Annotated in this window: 17 protein-coding genes and 5 tRNA genes; 21 read left to right on the top strand and 1 reads right to left on the bottom strand. The window is 49.7% G+C overall.

Translation table 11 applies throughout. The features are described 5' to 3' along the window. Positions 1–8 precede the first annotated feature (8 nt). From tatA to tatC, 3 genes are read left to right on the top strand one after another with little or no spacing between them, the layout of a single operon-like run. Positions 9–191, top strand: coding sequence for a Sec-independent protein translocase subunit TatA (tatA, locus tag Q9292_RS04840; protein ID WP_194748754.1), 183 nt, complete (start codon positions 9–11; stop codon positions 189–191). Positions 192–204: 13 nt separating this feature from the next. Further along, a complete protein-coding gene (gene tatB, locus Q9292_RS04845) occupies positions 205–726 on the top strand; it encodes a Sec-independent protein translocase protein TatB (RefSeq protein WP_194748753.1) in 522 nt (173 codons plus the stop codon). Between the two features lie 31 nt (positions 727–757). After that, the gene (tatC, locus tag Q9292_RS04850) at positions 758–1,495 is read left to right on the top strand and encodes a twin-arginine translocase subunit TatC (protein ID WP_194748752.1); all 738 of its coding nucleotides are present in this window, start codon (positions 758–760) and stop codon (positions 1,493–1,495) included. Positions 1,496–1,508: 13 nt separating this feature from the next. On the opposite strand, the gene Q9292_RS04855 is transcribed toward tatC, so the two are convergent. Further along, on the bottom strand, positions 1,509–2,666 hold the full coding sequence (locus Q9292_RS04855) for a S1C family serine protease (protein ID WP_194748751.1): 1,158 nt from the start codon (positions 2,664–2,666) through the stop codon (positions 1,509–1,511). 67 nt (positions 2,667–2,733) lie between these two features. Here Q9292_RS04855 and Q9292_RS04860 point away from each other — a divergent pair, with 67 nt between their 5' ends. From Q9292_RS04860 to rplL, 18 genes are all read left to right on the top strand, one after another. Beyond that, positions 2,734–3,480, top strand: a complete 747-nt coding sequence (locus tag Q9292_RS04860; RefSeq protein WP_313985422.1) for a Nif3-like dinuclear metal center hexameric protein — start codon at positions 2,734–2,736, stop codon at positions 3,478–3,480. Positions 3,481–3,596: 116 nt separating this feature from the next. After that, entirely contained in the window at positions 3,597–4,217 is a 621-nt protein-coding gene (petA, locus tag Q9292_RS04865) for a ubiquinol-cytochrome c reductase iron-sulfur subunit (RefSeq protein WP_194748749.1), read from the top strand. A gap of 5 nt (positions 4,218–4,222) precedes the next feature. After that, entirely contained in the window at positions 4,223–5,509 is a 1,287-nt protein-coding gene (locus tag Q9292_RS04870) for a cytochrome b (protein ID WP_275357632.1), read from the top strand. Beyond that, positions 5,509–6,219 (top strand): cytochrome c1, encoded by a 711-nt coding sequence (locus Q9292_RS04875; RefSeq protein ID WP_313985429.1) that lies wholly within the window; start codon positions 5,509–5,511, stop codon positions 6,217–6,219. The genes Q9292_RS04870 and Q9292_RS04875 overlap by 1 nt, the downstream gene beginning before the upstream one ends. Positions 6,220–6,284: 65 nt before the next feature. Beyond that, positions 6,285–6,884, top strand: a complete 600-nt coding sequence (locus Q9292_RS04880; protein ID WP_194748746.1) for a glutathione S-transferase N-terminal domain-containing protein — start codon at positions 6,285–6,287, stop codon at positions 6,882–6,884. A gap of 61 nt (positions 6,885–6,945) precedes the next feature. Further along, complete coding sequence (locus Q9292_RS04885; RefSeq protein ID WP_194748745.1) at positions 6,946–7,353, top strand: ClpXP protease specificity-enhancing factor; 408 nt, start codon at positions 6,946–6,948, stop codon at positions 7,351–7,353. Positions 7,354–7,481: 128 nt separating this feature from the next. Then, positions 7,482–7,557, top strand: a tRNA-Thr gene (locus Q9292_RS04890). A gap of 62 nt (positions 7,558–7,619) precedes the next feature. Continuing rightward, positions 7,620–7,704 (top strand) — tRNA-Tyr (locus tag Q9292_RS04895). Positions 7,705–7,774: 70 nt separating this feature from the next. After that, positions 7,775–7,850 (top strand) — tRNA-Gly (locus tag Q9292_RS04900). A gap of 20 nt (positions 7,851–7,870) precedes the next feature. After that, positions 7,871–7,945 (top strand) — tRNA-Thr (locus Q9292_RS04905). 122 nt (positions 7,946–8,067) lie between these two features. Then, entirely contained in the window at positions 8,068–9,258 is a 1,191-nt protein-coding gene (tuf, locus tag Q9292_RS04910) for an elongation factor Tu (RefSeq protein WP_194748734.1), read from the top strand. Positions 9,259–9,316: 58 nt separating this feature from the next. After that, a tRNA-Trp gene (locus Q9292_RS04915) sits at positions 9,317–9,392 on the top strand. A gap of 43 nt (positions 9,393–9,435) precedes the next feature. Next, positions 9,436–9,783: a preprotein translocase subunit SecE gene (secE, locus tag Q9292_RS04920; RefSeq protein WP_275357986.1), complete on the top strand. Its 348-nt coding sequence runs from the start codon at positions 9,436–9,438 to the stop codon at positions 9,781–9,783. Then, entirely contained in the window at positions 9,783–10,319 is a 537-nt protein-coding gene (nusG, locus tag Q9292_RS04925) for a transcription termination/antitermination protein NusG (RefSeq protein WP_194748743.1), read from the top strand. Before secE ends, nusG begins: the two co-directional genes overlap by 1 nt. A gap of 90 nt (positions 10,320–10,409) precedes the next feature. Further along, a complete protein-coding gene (rplK, locus tag Q9292_RS04930; RefSeq protein WP_029147986.1) occupies positions 10,410–10,841 on the top strand; it encodes a 50S ribosomal protein L11 in 432 nt (143 codons plus the stop codon). A 1-nt stretch (position 10,842) separates the two neighbouring features. Next, a complete protein-coding gene (gene rplA, locus Q9292_RS04935) occupies positions 10,843–11,529 on the top strand; it encodes a 50S ribosomal protein L1 (protein ID WP_194748742.1) in 687 nt (228 codons plus the stop codon). A 276-nt stretch (positions 11,530–11,805) separates the two neighbouring features. Beyond that, on the top strand, positions 11,806–12,303 hold the full coding sequence (gene rplJ / locus Q9292_RS04940; protein ID WP_194748741.1) for a 50S ribosomal protein L10: 498 nt from the start codon (positions 11,806–11,808) through the stop codon (positions 12,301–12,303). A 33-nt stretch (positions 12,304–12,336) separates the two neighbouring features. Next, positions 12,337–12,714 (top strand): 50S ribosomal protein L7/L12, encoded by a 378-nt coding sequence (gene rplL / locus Q9292_RS04945; RefSeq protein WP_194748740.1) that lies wholly within the window; start codon positions 12,337–12,339, stop codon positions 12,712–12,714. Positions 12,715–12,821 lie beyond the last annotated feature (107 nt).

Consider the following 12,821-nt stretch of genomic DNA (forward strand, 5'->3'; position numbering starts at 1 on the left):
AGATTGCAATGGGTTCATTCAGTTTATGGCATTGGCTGATCGTGTTACTGATCGTGGTGCTGGTGTTTGGTACCAAAAAGCTGCGTAATATTGGCGGTGATGTAGGTGGCGCGGTCAATGAGTTTAAAAAAGCAATGAATGACGGCAAAGAAGGTTCTAAGCCTGATGAGATTTCTGACAAAAGTAAGTGAGTACTGACCGATTGTGTTTGATATTTCGTTTTCAGAATTACTGGTGATTGCGCTGGTTGCCTTGGTGGTGATCGGGCCGGAAAAACTGCCTAAAGTCGCCCGCACTGCGGGCGCTTTTTTTGGGCGCATGCAACGCTTTGTCAGCCAGGTAAAAGATGAGGTTAATCGTGAAGCCAGGTTTGCCGAGTTGCAACAACTGCAAGACGAAGTAAAATCGGGCTTGCAGTCGGTATATGACGATGCGGCACAGCATATTTTGCCTGAGAATTCGATCGCCGAAACCAGTGTCCAGCCAGAGAAGGTTGTTGAGCCGGTTAAACCGTCACGCAAACCACGTCAACGCAAGTCATCACCGGTGAACGATGAGCAGCCTGCTGAAGCAGCAGTGCCTAGCGCATTGGTGGTTTCTGAATCTGCGCCAGCGCCACAAGCCGAGTTATTTGCAGAAGCCCCTGCGGCAAAGCCGAGACAGCGCCGCGCACGGCAGGCGGCGAAGACGGCAAACGATACGCCACCGAATGAACCCATCCTCTAAGCGTTTGTAGTTTGATCGCGCTTTATAAATTATGACGCCTACTGAAAGTTTTATTTCCCACCTGATTGAGCTGCGTAACCGTTTGTTGCGTGCGGTTGCGGGCTGGCTGGTCATTTTTGTGGCTTTATTTCCGTTTGCTGACCGCATTTATCATTTGCTGGCGGCACCCTTGCTGGCAAAGTTGCCGCAAGGGGCGCAAATGATAGCGACAGCAGTCACCACGCCCTTCTTTGTGCCGATGAAAGTGACCATGATGGCAGCCTTTTTGATCGCGTTGCCATGGATGATTTATCAGTGCTGGGCATTTATCGCACCGGGGTTATACGCACATGAAAAACGATTGATTCGGCCCCTGCTTGCGGCGGCCATCGGGTTATTCTTTATGGGCATGGCCTTTGCCTATTTTGCCGTGTTCCCGGTTGTGTTTGGCTTTCTGGTGGGCAGTGCGCCGGCGGGTGTCGCGGTGATGACGGATATTGCTGAGTATCTCGACTTTGTCATCGGCATGTTTCTGGCGTTTGGCTTTGCGTTTGAAGTGCCCATCGCCGTCATATTGTTATCATTGATGGGGTGGGTGACTTTGGCGCAACTCAAGGAGGCGCGCTCTTATGTAATCGTAGGCGCTTTTGTGTTGGGCGCCATTTTTACGCCACCAGACATTGTCTCTCAATGCATGCTGGCCATCCCGTTGTGGTTGCTCTATGAGCTGGGCCTGCTGGTGGTTCGCTGGTTGCCGCAATCGCCAGCAGACAGTGCTACACCAACTTAATTCCACTTTCTAGTTATTGCGCTACTTTGCTTGGCAGTGGGCGCTTACCTACGATCAGGCTGATCTCCATTTTCTTGCCTGCGCGCAAGATTGCCAATGTTGCCTTGTCACGTGGCTTGAGCATGGCGATTATATTTAGCATTGCCTGGCTGTCAGACACAGGTTTGTTGTCGATGGCAATCAGGATGTCGCCAGGACGCAAGCCGGCGCGATCAGCCGGACTGTCTAACAACACACCGGCAATCAAGGAGCCGTTGACATTCTTAAGGTTAAAGGATTCCGCGAGTTCTGGGGTAATGTCTTGCGCTTCTATGCCTATCCAGCCACGCGTCACCGACCCATTAAAGGTAATTTGTTCCATGACCTGTTTGGCGATGCTGACCGGAATAGCAAAGCCTATCCCCATGCTGCCGCCATTGCGGGAATAAATGGCACTATTGATGCCGATCAGGTTGCCGTTGACATCGATCAGCGCGCCACCGGAGTTGCCAGGGTTAATGGAGGCATCGGTTTGAATAAAGTTCTCAAATGTATTGATGCCCAGATGGTTGCGTCCCAGTGCGCTAATAATGCCTTGGGTCACGGTTTGTCCAACGCCAAACGGGTTGCCAATTGCCAGGACGACATCCCCTACCTTCATCTGGTCACTATTGCTGAATGTAATGGCGGGAAGTTGTTTGCGGTCTATTTTGAGTACGGCCAGATCGGTCTCGGGATCGGTCCCGACCACTGTGGCTGAGGACTTGCTGCCATCGCTAAGCGCAACTTCAATTTGATCGGCTGAGCTAATCACATGGTTATTGGTCAGGATCAGGCCATCGGCACTGACAATCACGCCGCTACCGAGGCTGTTTTCAGGTTGTTCATCCTCTTCTTCAATTTCATCACCGAAAAAATGACGAAACAATGGGTCATTCTTCAATGCGCGGTGTGGATCCTGGCTCATGCGGGCAGTGGTGAAAATATTCACCACTGAGGGCATGGCCTTGCTCACGGCATTGCGGTAGCCGGACTTCGCGACCATGGCCTGGCTAGTGGCGGCCGTTTCCTTGATCACCAGGGTTTTGTTCACGGGTTGCGTGAGCAGGGTGGGATAAAAAAGTTTTAAGACAAACAAAATGCCCAGACAAACGGTGACTGCTTGTGAGAAGATAGACCAGAGATGTCGCATAGATGCCAAAAGAGAAATGTGCAATAAGTGAATGTCTTTAACAACGACTAGTATATGAGACTCAGAGATGGAATTGAATCTTCTTGTTAGTGAATTGGCTAATTTTTTGCAAGTAAGCAAATTCCAGGACTATTGCCCCAACGGCTTGCAGGTGGAGGGGCGGCCCCAAGTGCGGCGCATTATCAGTGGCGTGACTGCCAGTCAGGCGCTGATTGAGGCGGCCATTGCCGCCAATGCGGATGCGATTCTAGTGCATCATGGCTATTTCTGGCGTGGCGAGCCAGCAGAGGTGACTGGGCTCAAGCGTCAGCGCCTCAAGCGCTTGCTCACACATGATATCAGCCTGCTGGCGTATCACCTGCCGCTAGATGCACATCCGCAGGTGGGAAACAATGTGCAACTGGGACAGGTGTTCGGCTGGCCGGTGACACGCTATCTCGATGATAAGAATATGCTGCCTGTGACCACCTTGCCGCAACCGATGTCGCTGGCGCAGGTGGCAGAGCATGTTGCCCAACGATTGGGGCGGCAGCCACAAGTGCTTGGGGCCCCTGATAAGTTAGTACACACTGTCTCCTGGTGTACTGGCGCTGCCCAATCTTATATTCAACAGGCGGTCACTGCTGGCGTGGACCTGTTTATCAGTGGTGAAGTCTCCGAGCAAACCTGGCATACCGTCTGCGAATCAGGCACGGCTTACCTCAGTGCCGGGCATCATGCCACTGAGCGTTATGGCGTCCAGGCGCTTGGGCAGTGGCTTGCACAAACGCATGGCTTGGAGCATGTTTATGTTGAGTTGGGTAACCCTGTTTAATTGATTAATATCAATGACTTATTGAAATAAATTTGGCTTGTTTCTGCGAAAAATGTATAATCGCGACTCAAGTTTTATACTCACTGTTACCTCAAAAGGGTAGATTAAGGAAGCCAATGTCAGAAAACAAAATTGACAACAACTGTTTGTCGTTTTGCCAGCCATCTGAGGTGGATTTGCAAAAACGCGATTTTTTGGTGAAAGCGACTGCCGCCACCGGGGCTGTTGGGGTTGCTGCGGTAGCGGTACCGTTTGTTGGTAGCATGCTGCCAAGTGAACGTGCCAAAGCGGCGGGCGCACCTGTCGAGGTGGATATCAGCAAGTTGAAGCCGGGCGAGAAAATGACGGCTGAATGGCGTGGTCAACCGGTGTGGATCGTGCGTCGTACGCCAGAAATGCTGGATAAGTTGGTCAAGCATGATGACCAGTTGTCGGATCCGAATCTGGAGGTGCCGCAACAGCCTGAGTATTGTAAAAACAAGGATCGTTCTATCAAGCCAGAGTTCGGGGTCATGTTGGGGACCTGTACGCATCTGGGTTGTTCACCAAACGACAACTTTGCAATGACAGCAGACTGGGATGGTGGTTTTGTTTGTCCTTGCCACGGCTCTAAATTTGACTTGGCTGGCCGTGTGTTCAAAGGCTCTCCGGCACCAAAAAATCTGCTGGTGCCGCCGCATCAATATCTGACTGACACGACCTTGCTGATTGGCGATGACAAAAAGGCGGAGGCTTAACTATCATGGCAACGACTAAAAAAACAACTGCCACTGGTTTACTGGGTTGGTTTGATGCCAGATTCCCGCTGACCAGTACCATCAAGGGACACCTTACCGAGTATTACGCACCGAAAAATTTCAACTTCTGGTATTTCTTCGGGTCATTGGCTTTGTTGGTGCTGGTGCTGCAAATTGTCACCGGTATTTTTCTGACCATGAACTACAAGCCGGATGCCGAGTTGGCCTTTGCTTCGGTGGAATACATCATGCGGGACGTATTTGGCGGCAACATTATCCGTTACATGCACTCGACCGGCGCCTCCATGTTCTTTGTGGTGGTCTATTTGCATATGTTCCGTGGCCTGATTTACGGATCTTATCGCACGCCGCGTGAGTTGATCTGGTTGTTTGGTGTGGGCATTTTCCTGGTGCTGATGGGCGAAGCGTTCTTTGGCTACCTGCTGCCATGGGGTCAAATGTCTTACTGGGGTGCGCAGGTGATTGTGAACCTGTTCTCAACTGTGCCGTTTATTGGTCCTGACTTGTCTGAGTGGTTGCGTGGTGACTATCTGGTTTCCGATGCTACCCTGAACCGTTTCTTTGCTTTCCACGTGATCGCCTTACCGCTGGTGTTGCTGGGGCTGGTTGCTGTGCATATCGTGGCTTTGCATGAAGTGGGCTCTAACAACCCTGATGGCGTTGAAATCAAGGCCTATAAAGACAAGGCAACCGGTATTCCATTGGATGGCATTCCATTTCACCCTTACTACTCTGTGAAAGATCTGGTGGGTGTAGTTGTCTTCCTGATGGTGTTTTTTGCGATTGTGTTCTTTATGCCTGAAATGGGTGGTTACTTCCTCGAAGCGAATAACTTTATTCCGGCAGATCCTTTGAAAACACCGCCGCATATTGCGCCAGTCTGGTATTTCACGCCTTACTACTCCATTTTGCGTGCAGTGCCGCCTATCGGTATCTCGCAATTCCCTGGTGTGGTAGCCATGGGCTTGTCAGTCGTGGCCTTTGCGTTCTTGCCGTGGTTGGACAAGAGTCCGGTGAAGTCTATTCGTTACCGTGGCAAGTTGTACAAACGCTGGTTGGCTGCTTTTGTGATCAGCTTCGTGATCCTGGGTTATCTGGGAACCGTGCCAGGTGATGTCTGGGGTCAATTTGGACCATGGATGGGTCGTGCAGACCGCGCGACTGTGTTGGCTCGTATTTGTTCAGTGGTGTACTTTGCATTCTTTGTCTTGATGCCTTGGTATACCAAAAAAGATCAAACCAAGCCTGTGCCAGAAAGGGTGACATACTAATGATGAAAAAATTGTTTTTGCAGGCCTTTGCAGGTCTGGCCCTCTTGGCGTCAGTGATGGCGTTTGCAAATGAGGTGCATATTGATGTCAAGGCGCCAATCAAGATGACGGATAAAGCGTCATTGCAGCGTGGTGCCAAGATCTTTGTAAATTACTGTCTGAATTGCCACAGCGCCAACTACATGCGTTACAACCGCTTGCAGGACATTGGCCTGACCGACAAAGAGATTAAAGACAATCTGTTGTTTGCCGGTGAGAAGGTGGGCGAAACCATGCGCATTAGCATGAATCCTAAAGATGCGAAAAAATGGTTTGGTGCTGCACCGCCTGATTTGAGCGTTGAAGTGCGTGCGCGTGGTGCGGATTGGGTGTATGCCTATCTGCGCAGCTTTTACAAGGATGAGTCACGTCCCACTGGCTGGAATAACCTGGTGTTTGACAAGGTAGCCATGCCGCATGTGCTATATGAGTTGCAAGGCGTGCAAGTGCTCGATCACGAAACACACGCCCTTAAACTGGACAAAGCCGGTAAGCTCAATCCGCAAGAGTATGACCAGTTTGTCGGTGATCTGACTAACTTCCTCGCATTTATGGCAGAGCCAGCCAAACAATCCCGTTTGTGGATTGGGGTGGCAGTGTTGCTGTTCCTGTCAGGATTGTTCTTCTTGGTGAAAAAAATCAAAGCCGAATACTGGAAAGATATTCGCTAATTGCCAACCAAGTCTGACACCAAGGCGTGAGGCCTTGGTGTCTTTTTTTATAGGGAAAATAAATTATGATGAGATTGTATTCGGGTACCGTTGATCCTTACAGTCACCGTTGCCGTATCGTGCTGTTCGAGAAGGGCATGGACTTTGAAGTCATTGATGTGGACTTGACCAATAAAACTGAAGATCTGGCCATTTTGAATCCGTATGGTGAAGTGCCGGTGTTGGTCGAGCGTGACCTGGTCTTGTCAGAAGCCAATATCATCAATGAGTATATCGATGAGCGTTTTCCGCATCCTCAGCTTATGCCAGCTGACCCGGTCATGCGCGCACGTGCAAGACTGTTCTTGTATAACTTTGAAAAAGACTTGTTCAGTCATATCAAGGATGTTGAATCTGATAATCAGGAAACCGCGGATCGTGCACGCAAGGTCATTCGCGATAACCTGACGCAGTTGGTGCCGATTTTTGGCAAGCAAAACTACCTGATGGGCGACGAGTACTCCATGCTGGATGTGGCGATCACGCCATTGTTATGGCGTTTAGGGCATTATGGCATTGAGTTGCCAAACCAGGCTTCGCCATTGCTCAAGTATGCCGAGCGTTTGTTCTCGCGCCCAATGTATGCAGAGGCTATGACGCCCTCTGAAAAGGCGATGCGTAAATAACATCAGTCATGCATAAACAGCGCGAATCCATATTCGCGCTGTTTTTTTAAGGAAGTCCAACATGAGTACATTGATTCCGACCACGGCTTATTTGATTCGCGCCATACATGAATGGTGTCTGGATAATAATCTGACGCCGCATTTGCTGGTCAAAGTGGATGCGCAGACGCGTGTGCCGATGGCTTATGTCAAAAATGGCGAGATTGTGCTGAATGTGAACTACACCGCTGTTAAAGATTTGCATATTGATAATGATGCGGTTGTATTCTCTGCACGCTTTAATGGCGTTGCGCAACATATTTATGTCCCGATAAACCGGATCGGAGGCGTATTTGCCAGGGAGAATGGGCAAGGTATGTTTTTTGAAGTTGTGGATGGTGTGCCGCCAGCGCCTGAAAAAATGGTGTCCCCGGTAGCGTCTGCGGTGGATGCGCAAGCGAAAAAGTCACACCTTAAAGTAGTGAAGTAAGGCTGCTGTGCTCGGTGTTTAGCCGATGCTTCATTTTGAATGCAATTTTTTCAACAAAAAATAAAAAAATTCATAAAAGCACTAGATCACATCCCAAAAAAAGTGATATAGTTGCGCCTTCCTGAAATGCCGGGTTAGCTCAGTTGGTAGAGCAGCGCACTTGTAATGCGAAGGTCATCAGTTCGATTCCGATACCCGGCACCAAATTTATGTCAGTTGACATTGACGTTGATGACATAAACCGCGATAATCGCGGTCGATTTTTTGGAGGGGTGGCCGAGTGGTTAAAGGCGACGGACTGTAAATCCGTTCTCTCTGAGTACGCTGGTTCGAATCCAGCCCCCTCCACCAAAAAATGATTGCCTGTAGGTGTTGCTGTAAAGCGGGTTGGTGAGAGCCTTCCTTGGGTGTTCTGCATAGTGCGGGTGTAGCTCAGTTGGTAGAGCACTTGCCTTCCAAGCAAGATGTCGCGAGTTCGAACCTCGTCGCCCGCTCCAACAATAACAAAAGGCAAAACGCCCATGTGGCTCAGTGGTAGAGCACTCCCTTGGTAAGGGAGAGGTCGCGGGTCCGATTCCCGCCATGGGCACCAGATGCGCTCTGTAGTGATATGGGGCTTGGTAAGTAGTCGCGCAAGGGTGCTGTCATCCGCGTCGCATAATTTGTGAAAACAATATTATTGGCTTTATTTAGTACTAATAAAGGAAAAACATCATGGCAAAAGGCAAATTTGAACGTACCAAGCCACACGTGAACGTTGGTACGATTGGTCACGTTGACCACGGTAAGACAACATTGACAGCGGCGATCACCACAGTGTTGACCAAGAAATTTGGTGGCGAAGCAAAAGCTTACGACCAAATTGACGCGGCACCAGAAGAAAAAGCACGTGGTATTACCATCAACACAGCACACGTTGAGTACGAGACTGCAAGCCGTCACTACGCGCACGTTGACTGCCCAGGCCACGCCGACTACGTTAAAAACATGATTACCGGTGCTGCCCAGATGGACGGCGCGATCCTGGTATGTTCCGCTGCTGACGGCCCTATGCCACAAACACGTGAGCACATCCTGTTGGCCCGTCAGGTTGGCGTACCATACATCGTTGTGTTCCTGAACAAAGCTGACATGGTTGACGACGCTGAGTTGTTGGAACTGGTTGAAATGGAAGTGCGTGACTTGCTGAGCAAGTATGACTTCCCAGGTGATGACACCCCAATCATCAAAGGTTCTGCTAAATTAGCCCTTGAAGGTGACCAATCAGAAATCGGCGAACCAGCGATCTTCGCATTGGCTGACGCATTGGACAGCTACATCCCAACCCCAGAGCGTGCCATTGACGGTACCTTCCTGATGCCAGTAGAAGACGTATTCTCTATCTCTGGTCGTGGTACTGTAGTAACAGGCCGTGTTGAGCGTGGTATCGTTAAAGTCGGTGACGAAATCGAAATCGTTGGTCTGAAGCCAACCTTGAAAACCACCTGTACTGGTGTTGAAATGTTCCGTAAACTGCTGGACCAGGGGCAAGCGGGTGACAACGTAGGCGTACTGCTGCGCGGTACCAAGCGTGAAGAAGTTGAGCGTGGTCAAGTGCTGGCTAAATCCGGTTCTATCAAACCACACACCAAGTTCACCGCTGAGATCTACGTGTTGGGTAAAGATGAAGGTGGTCGTCATACACCATTCTTCAACGGCTACCGTCCACAGTTCTACTTCCGTACCACTGACGTGACTGGTGCAGTTGAATTGCCAGCAGGTACCGAAATGGTGATGCCAGGTGATAACGTATCTATCACTGTGACATTGATCGCGCCTATCGCGATGGAAGATGGTCTGCGCTTCGCGATTCGTGAAGGTGGTCGTACCGTTGGTGCTGGCGTCGTTGCCAAAATCATCGAGTAATTGTTGATGTAGGTGAAAGCTGCGCTACAACCCGTGCAGCTTTCGCTTTAAAGAGTACAGGCCAATAGCTCAATTGGTAGAGTATCGGTCTCCAAAACCGAGGGTTGGGGGTTCGAGACCCTCTTGGCCTGCCAAACACCCAGAATAGTCTGTGGTGTTAATCATAAAGTTAAGTATATGATCGATAAAATCAAACTGGCTTTATCCCTGTTGTTATTAGCTTTGGGGATTGCCGGTTTTTATCTTTTTGAAGATAAAGCAATGGTTATCAGGATACTTGCCGTGTTGGCAGGTATTGTCGCGTCTGTAGCGGTCGCGTGGACTGCGCCACAAGGTAAGCAGGCGCTGGTTTTCTTTAATGAGTCTGTTGCTGAAGCCAAGCGTGTGGTGTGGCCAACGCGTCAGGAAACTATGCAAACGACACTGGCTGTTGTGGTGCTGGTTGTGATCATGGCTGCTTTCTTGGCGTTGGTAGACATCAGTTTTGCCTACATGGTGCAATGGATTATGGGTAGGGGGGCTTAATGGCTATGCGTTGGTATGCAGTTCAGGCCTTCTCCGGCATGGAGAAATCCGTCAAGGCCGGTTTGGAAGAGCGCGTCGCAAGATCGAATATCCCGGATCAGTTCGGTGACATTCTGGTGCCGGTAGAAGAGGTGATTGAGCTGAAAAATGGTCAGAAGACCATTTCTGAGCGTCGCTTGTATCCTGGTTACGTGTTGGTGCAAATGGAAATGACTGACGAAAGTTGGCATTTGGTGAGAAGTACACCACGTGTGACTTCATTCATCGGTGGCACTGCACAACGTCCAACCCCGATCAAGGATAAGGAAGTCGAAATTATTCTGCGTCGCATGGATGACAGCAAATCTAATCCGACACAGAAGATGACCTTTGAAAAGGGCGAGAGTGTTCGTGTGATCGATGGTCCATTCAAGGACTTCTCTGGCAGCGTAGAGGAAGTGAACTACGACAAAAACAAACTGCGTGTTTCAGTGGTCATTTTTGGCCGTGCGACACCGGTTGAACTGGATTTTGCACAAGTAGAAAAAGAAGTCTAGTTGTGCATTGTGTCGACGGCCTGACTGGCGGTCGATATTTTTTAACGGGGAGCCTGCCACAGGCGCTATTACCCATTCAAGGAGTCAAACATGGCAAAGAAAGTCATTGGCTATATCAAGCTGCAGATCCCTGCAGGTAAAGCCAACCCAAGCCCACCAGTCGGTCCAGCACTGGGTCAACGTGGTCTGAACATCATGGAATTCTGTAAAGCGTTTAACGCGGCAACACAAGGCGTTGAACCAGGTCTGCCTATCCCAGTGGTGATCACTGCGTTTGCAGACAAGAGCTTCACATTCGTGATGAAAACCCCTCCGGCAACTGTGCTGATCAAAAAAGCAGCCAAGCTGGAAAAAGGGTCTCCACGTCCTCATACGGACAAAGTTGGCAAGATTACTCGTGCACAAGCCGAAGAAATCGCCAAAACAAAAATGCCTGACCTGACCGCTGCCGACATGGACGCAGCCGTTCGCACCATCGCTGGTAGCGCACGCAGCATGGGTATCGAAGTGGAGGGTGTATAACATGGCTAAAAGAATTGATGCGTTGCGTGCAAAGATTGACCGCAACAAGCTGTACCCGGTAGTTGATGCGCTGAGTCTGGTAAAAGAAGGCGCAACTGCCAAATTTAACGAATCTGTAGACGCAGTGATTAACTTGGGTATCGACCCACGTAAATCTGATCAGCTGGTGCGTGGCGCGATCGTATTGCCTAACGGCACTGGTAAAACAGTGCGTGTGGCGGTGTTTGCACAAGGCGCACAAGCTGAAGCTGCAAAAGCAGCTGGTGCTGATATCGTTGGTTTTGAAGATCTGGCCGAGCAAGTCAAAGGCGGTATGTTGGATTTTGATGTAGCCATTGCTACACCTGATGCGATGCGTATCGTTGGTGCCTTGGGTCAAGTGTTGGGTCCACGTGGTTTGATGCCTAACCCTAAAGTCGGTACAGTGACTCCAGACGCAGCGACTGCAGTTAAAAATGCTAAAGCGGGTCAAGTGCAATACCGTACTGATAAAGGCGGTATCGTTCACTGCACCATCGGCCGTGCTTCATTTACTGTTGAGCAACTGCAAGGCAACCTGTCTGCTTTGATCGAAGCATTGAACAAAGCCAAGCCAGCCAGCTCCAAAGGCGTATACCTGAAGAAATTGTCCGTCTCCAGCACCATGGGTCCTGGCGTACGTGTTGACCAAGCTTCAGTCGCTGCTTAAGCATTGAATCAAGTCCCGGTCCGTTAATGGATCGGGCAAGTACTTTGGGCTTGAGTGTTTATGCAATTTTGTAAGCACTCAAGAACATCAAAGACCGTTGGTGTTTTACTTAATTGAAAATTGAATGCAAATGGGTGAGTAATCCTCTGTTTGCAGCAGTTTGAAACCAACGCAGATGGCGATCCCCAACACAGGATATATCCATGCCCTGCACAAGGACGCCGTGAGTGGCCCGGTGATTTAACCGGGCTTTCATTAACGGAAGGAGAACAGACCTTGAGTCTTAATCTTACAGAGAAAAAAGAAGTCGTTGCCGAGGTTGCTGCGCAAGTAGCAAACGCACAAGCAATCGTACTTGCTGAGTATCGTGGTATTGGCGTAGCCAATATGACGAAACTGCGTGCTGATGCACGTAATGCAGGTGTGTATCTGCGTGTGTTGAAAAACACCTTGGTTCGTCGTGCAGTAGAAGGTACGCCTTTTGCCGCATTGGCTGACGACATGGTTGGGCCACTGGTGTACGGTATTTCTACCGATCCAGTTGCTGCCGCCAAAGTCATGAACAATTTCGCAAAAGATAACGAATTGTTCGTACTGAAAGCGGGCGCGATGCCTAATGAGCGTCTTGATGTGGCTGGCGTGCAAGCGTTGGCATCTACATTGAGCCGTGATGAGTTGCTGTCCAAATTGGCTGGCACACTCAACGAAGTCCCAACCAAGTTTGCTCGTGCCGTTGCTGCAATACGCGACGAAAAAGAAAAGCAAGCGGCTTAATTTTTAATCAAATTATTTTAGGAAATTTATATCATGGCAATTTCTAATGCTGACATCTTAGATGCAATCGGTGGCATGACCGTATTGGAACTGACTGCGTTCATCAAAGAAATCGAAGAGAAGTTTGGTGTTTCTGCTGCTGCTGTTGCAGTGGCTGCTGGCGGCGCTGCTGCTGGTGCTGCTCCAGCTGCTGCTGAGCAAACTGAGTTCAACGTCATCTTGAATGGCGCTGGCGACAACAAAGTGAGTGTGATTAAAGCAGTTCGTGAACTGACAGGTTTGGGCTTGAAAGAAGCTAAAGACCTGGTAGACGGCGCACCTAAAGCGGTTAAAGAAGGCGTAAGCAAAGCTGACGCTGAAGCCGCTGTGAAGAAATTGATCGAAGCGGGCGCTACTGCTGAGATGAAATAATTCACAATTGTGAATCTGGCTGGGCTGACGGGAGACCGTCGGCCTTCGCCATTTCTAGCGTTGCAGATTGTAAATAAACTGTAATTGTCTGGAAGCCTGTTGTAAAA

It is taken from the genome of Methylophilus sp. VKM B-3414 (assembly GCF_032248435.1).
Classification (GTDB): Bacteria; Pseudomonadota; Gammaproteobacteria; order Burkholderiales; family Methylophilaceae; genus Methylophilus; species Methylophilus glucosoxydans.

Bases quoted from the DNA above. Each gene is read 5' to 3' on its own strand.
- tuf (WP_194748734.1), top strand. From the start codon at position 8,068: ATGGCAAAAGGCAAATTTGAACGTACCAAGCCACACGTGAACGTTGGT.
- Q9292_RS04880 (WP_194748746.1), top strand. From the start codon at position 6,285: ATGATGAGATTGTATTCGGGTACCGTTGATCCTTACAGTCACCGTTGC.
- nusG (WP_194748743.1), top strand. From the start codon at position 9,783: ATGGCTATGCGTTGGTATGCAGTTCAGGCCTTCTCCGGCATGGAGAAA.
- secE (WP_275357986.1), top strand. From the start codon at position 9,436: ATGATCGATAAAATCAAACTGGCTTTATCCCTGTTGTTATTAGCTTTG.
- Q9292_RS04855 (WP_194748751.1), bottom strand. From the start codon at position 2,666: ATGCGACATCTCTGGTCTATCTTCTCACAAGCAGTCACCGTTTGTCTG.
- rplK (WP_029147986.1), top strand. From the start codon at position 10,410: ATGGCAAAGAAAGTCATTGGCTATATCAAGCTGCAGATCCCTGCAGGT.
- Q9292_RS04860 (WP_313985422.1), top strand. From the start codon at position 2,734: ATGGAATTGAATCTTCTTGTTAGTGAATTGGCTAATTTTTTGCAAGTA.
- rplA (WP_194748742.1), top strand. From the start codon at position 10,843: ATGGCTAAAAGAATTGATGCGTTGCGTGCAAAGATTGACCGCAACAAG.
- Q9292_RS04885 (WP_194748745.1), top strand. From the start codon at position 6,946: ATGAGTACATTGATTCCGACCACGGCTTATTTGATTCGCGCCATACAT.
- petA (WP_194748749.1), top strand. From the start codon at position 3,597: ATGTCAGAAAACAAAATTGACAACAACTGTTTGTCGTTTTGCCAGCCA.
- tatC (WP_194748752.1), top strand. From the start codon at position 758: ATGACGCCTACTGAAAGTTTTATTTCCCACCTGATTGAGCTGCGTAAC.
- rplL (WP_194748740.1), top strand. From the start codon at position 12,337: ATGGCAATTTCTAATGCTGACATCTTAGATGCAATCGGTGGCATGACC.
- Q9292_RS04870 (WP_275357632.1), top strand. From the start codon at position 4,223: ATGGCAACGACTAAAAAAACAACTGCCACTGGTTTACTGGGTTGGTTT.
- Q9292_RS04875 (WP_313985429.1), top strand. From the start codon at position 5,509: ATGATGAAAAAATTGTTTTTGCAGGCCTTTGCAGGTCTGGCCCTCTTG.
- tatA (WP_194748754.1), top strand. From the start codon at position 9: ATGGGTTCATTCAGTTTATGGCATTGGCTGATCGTGTTACTGATCGTG.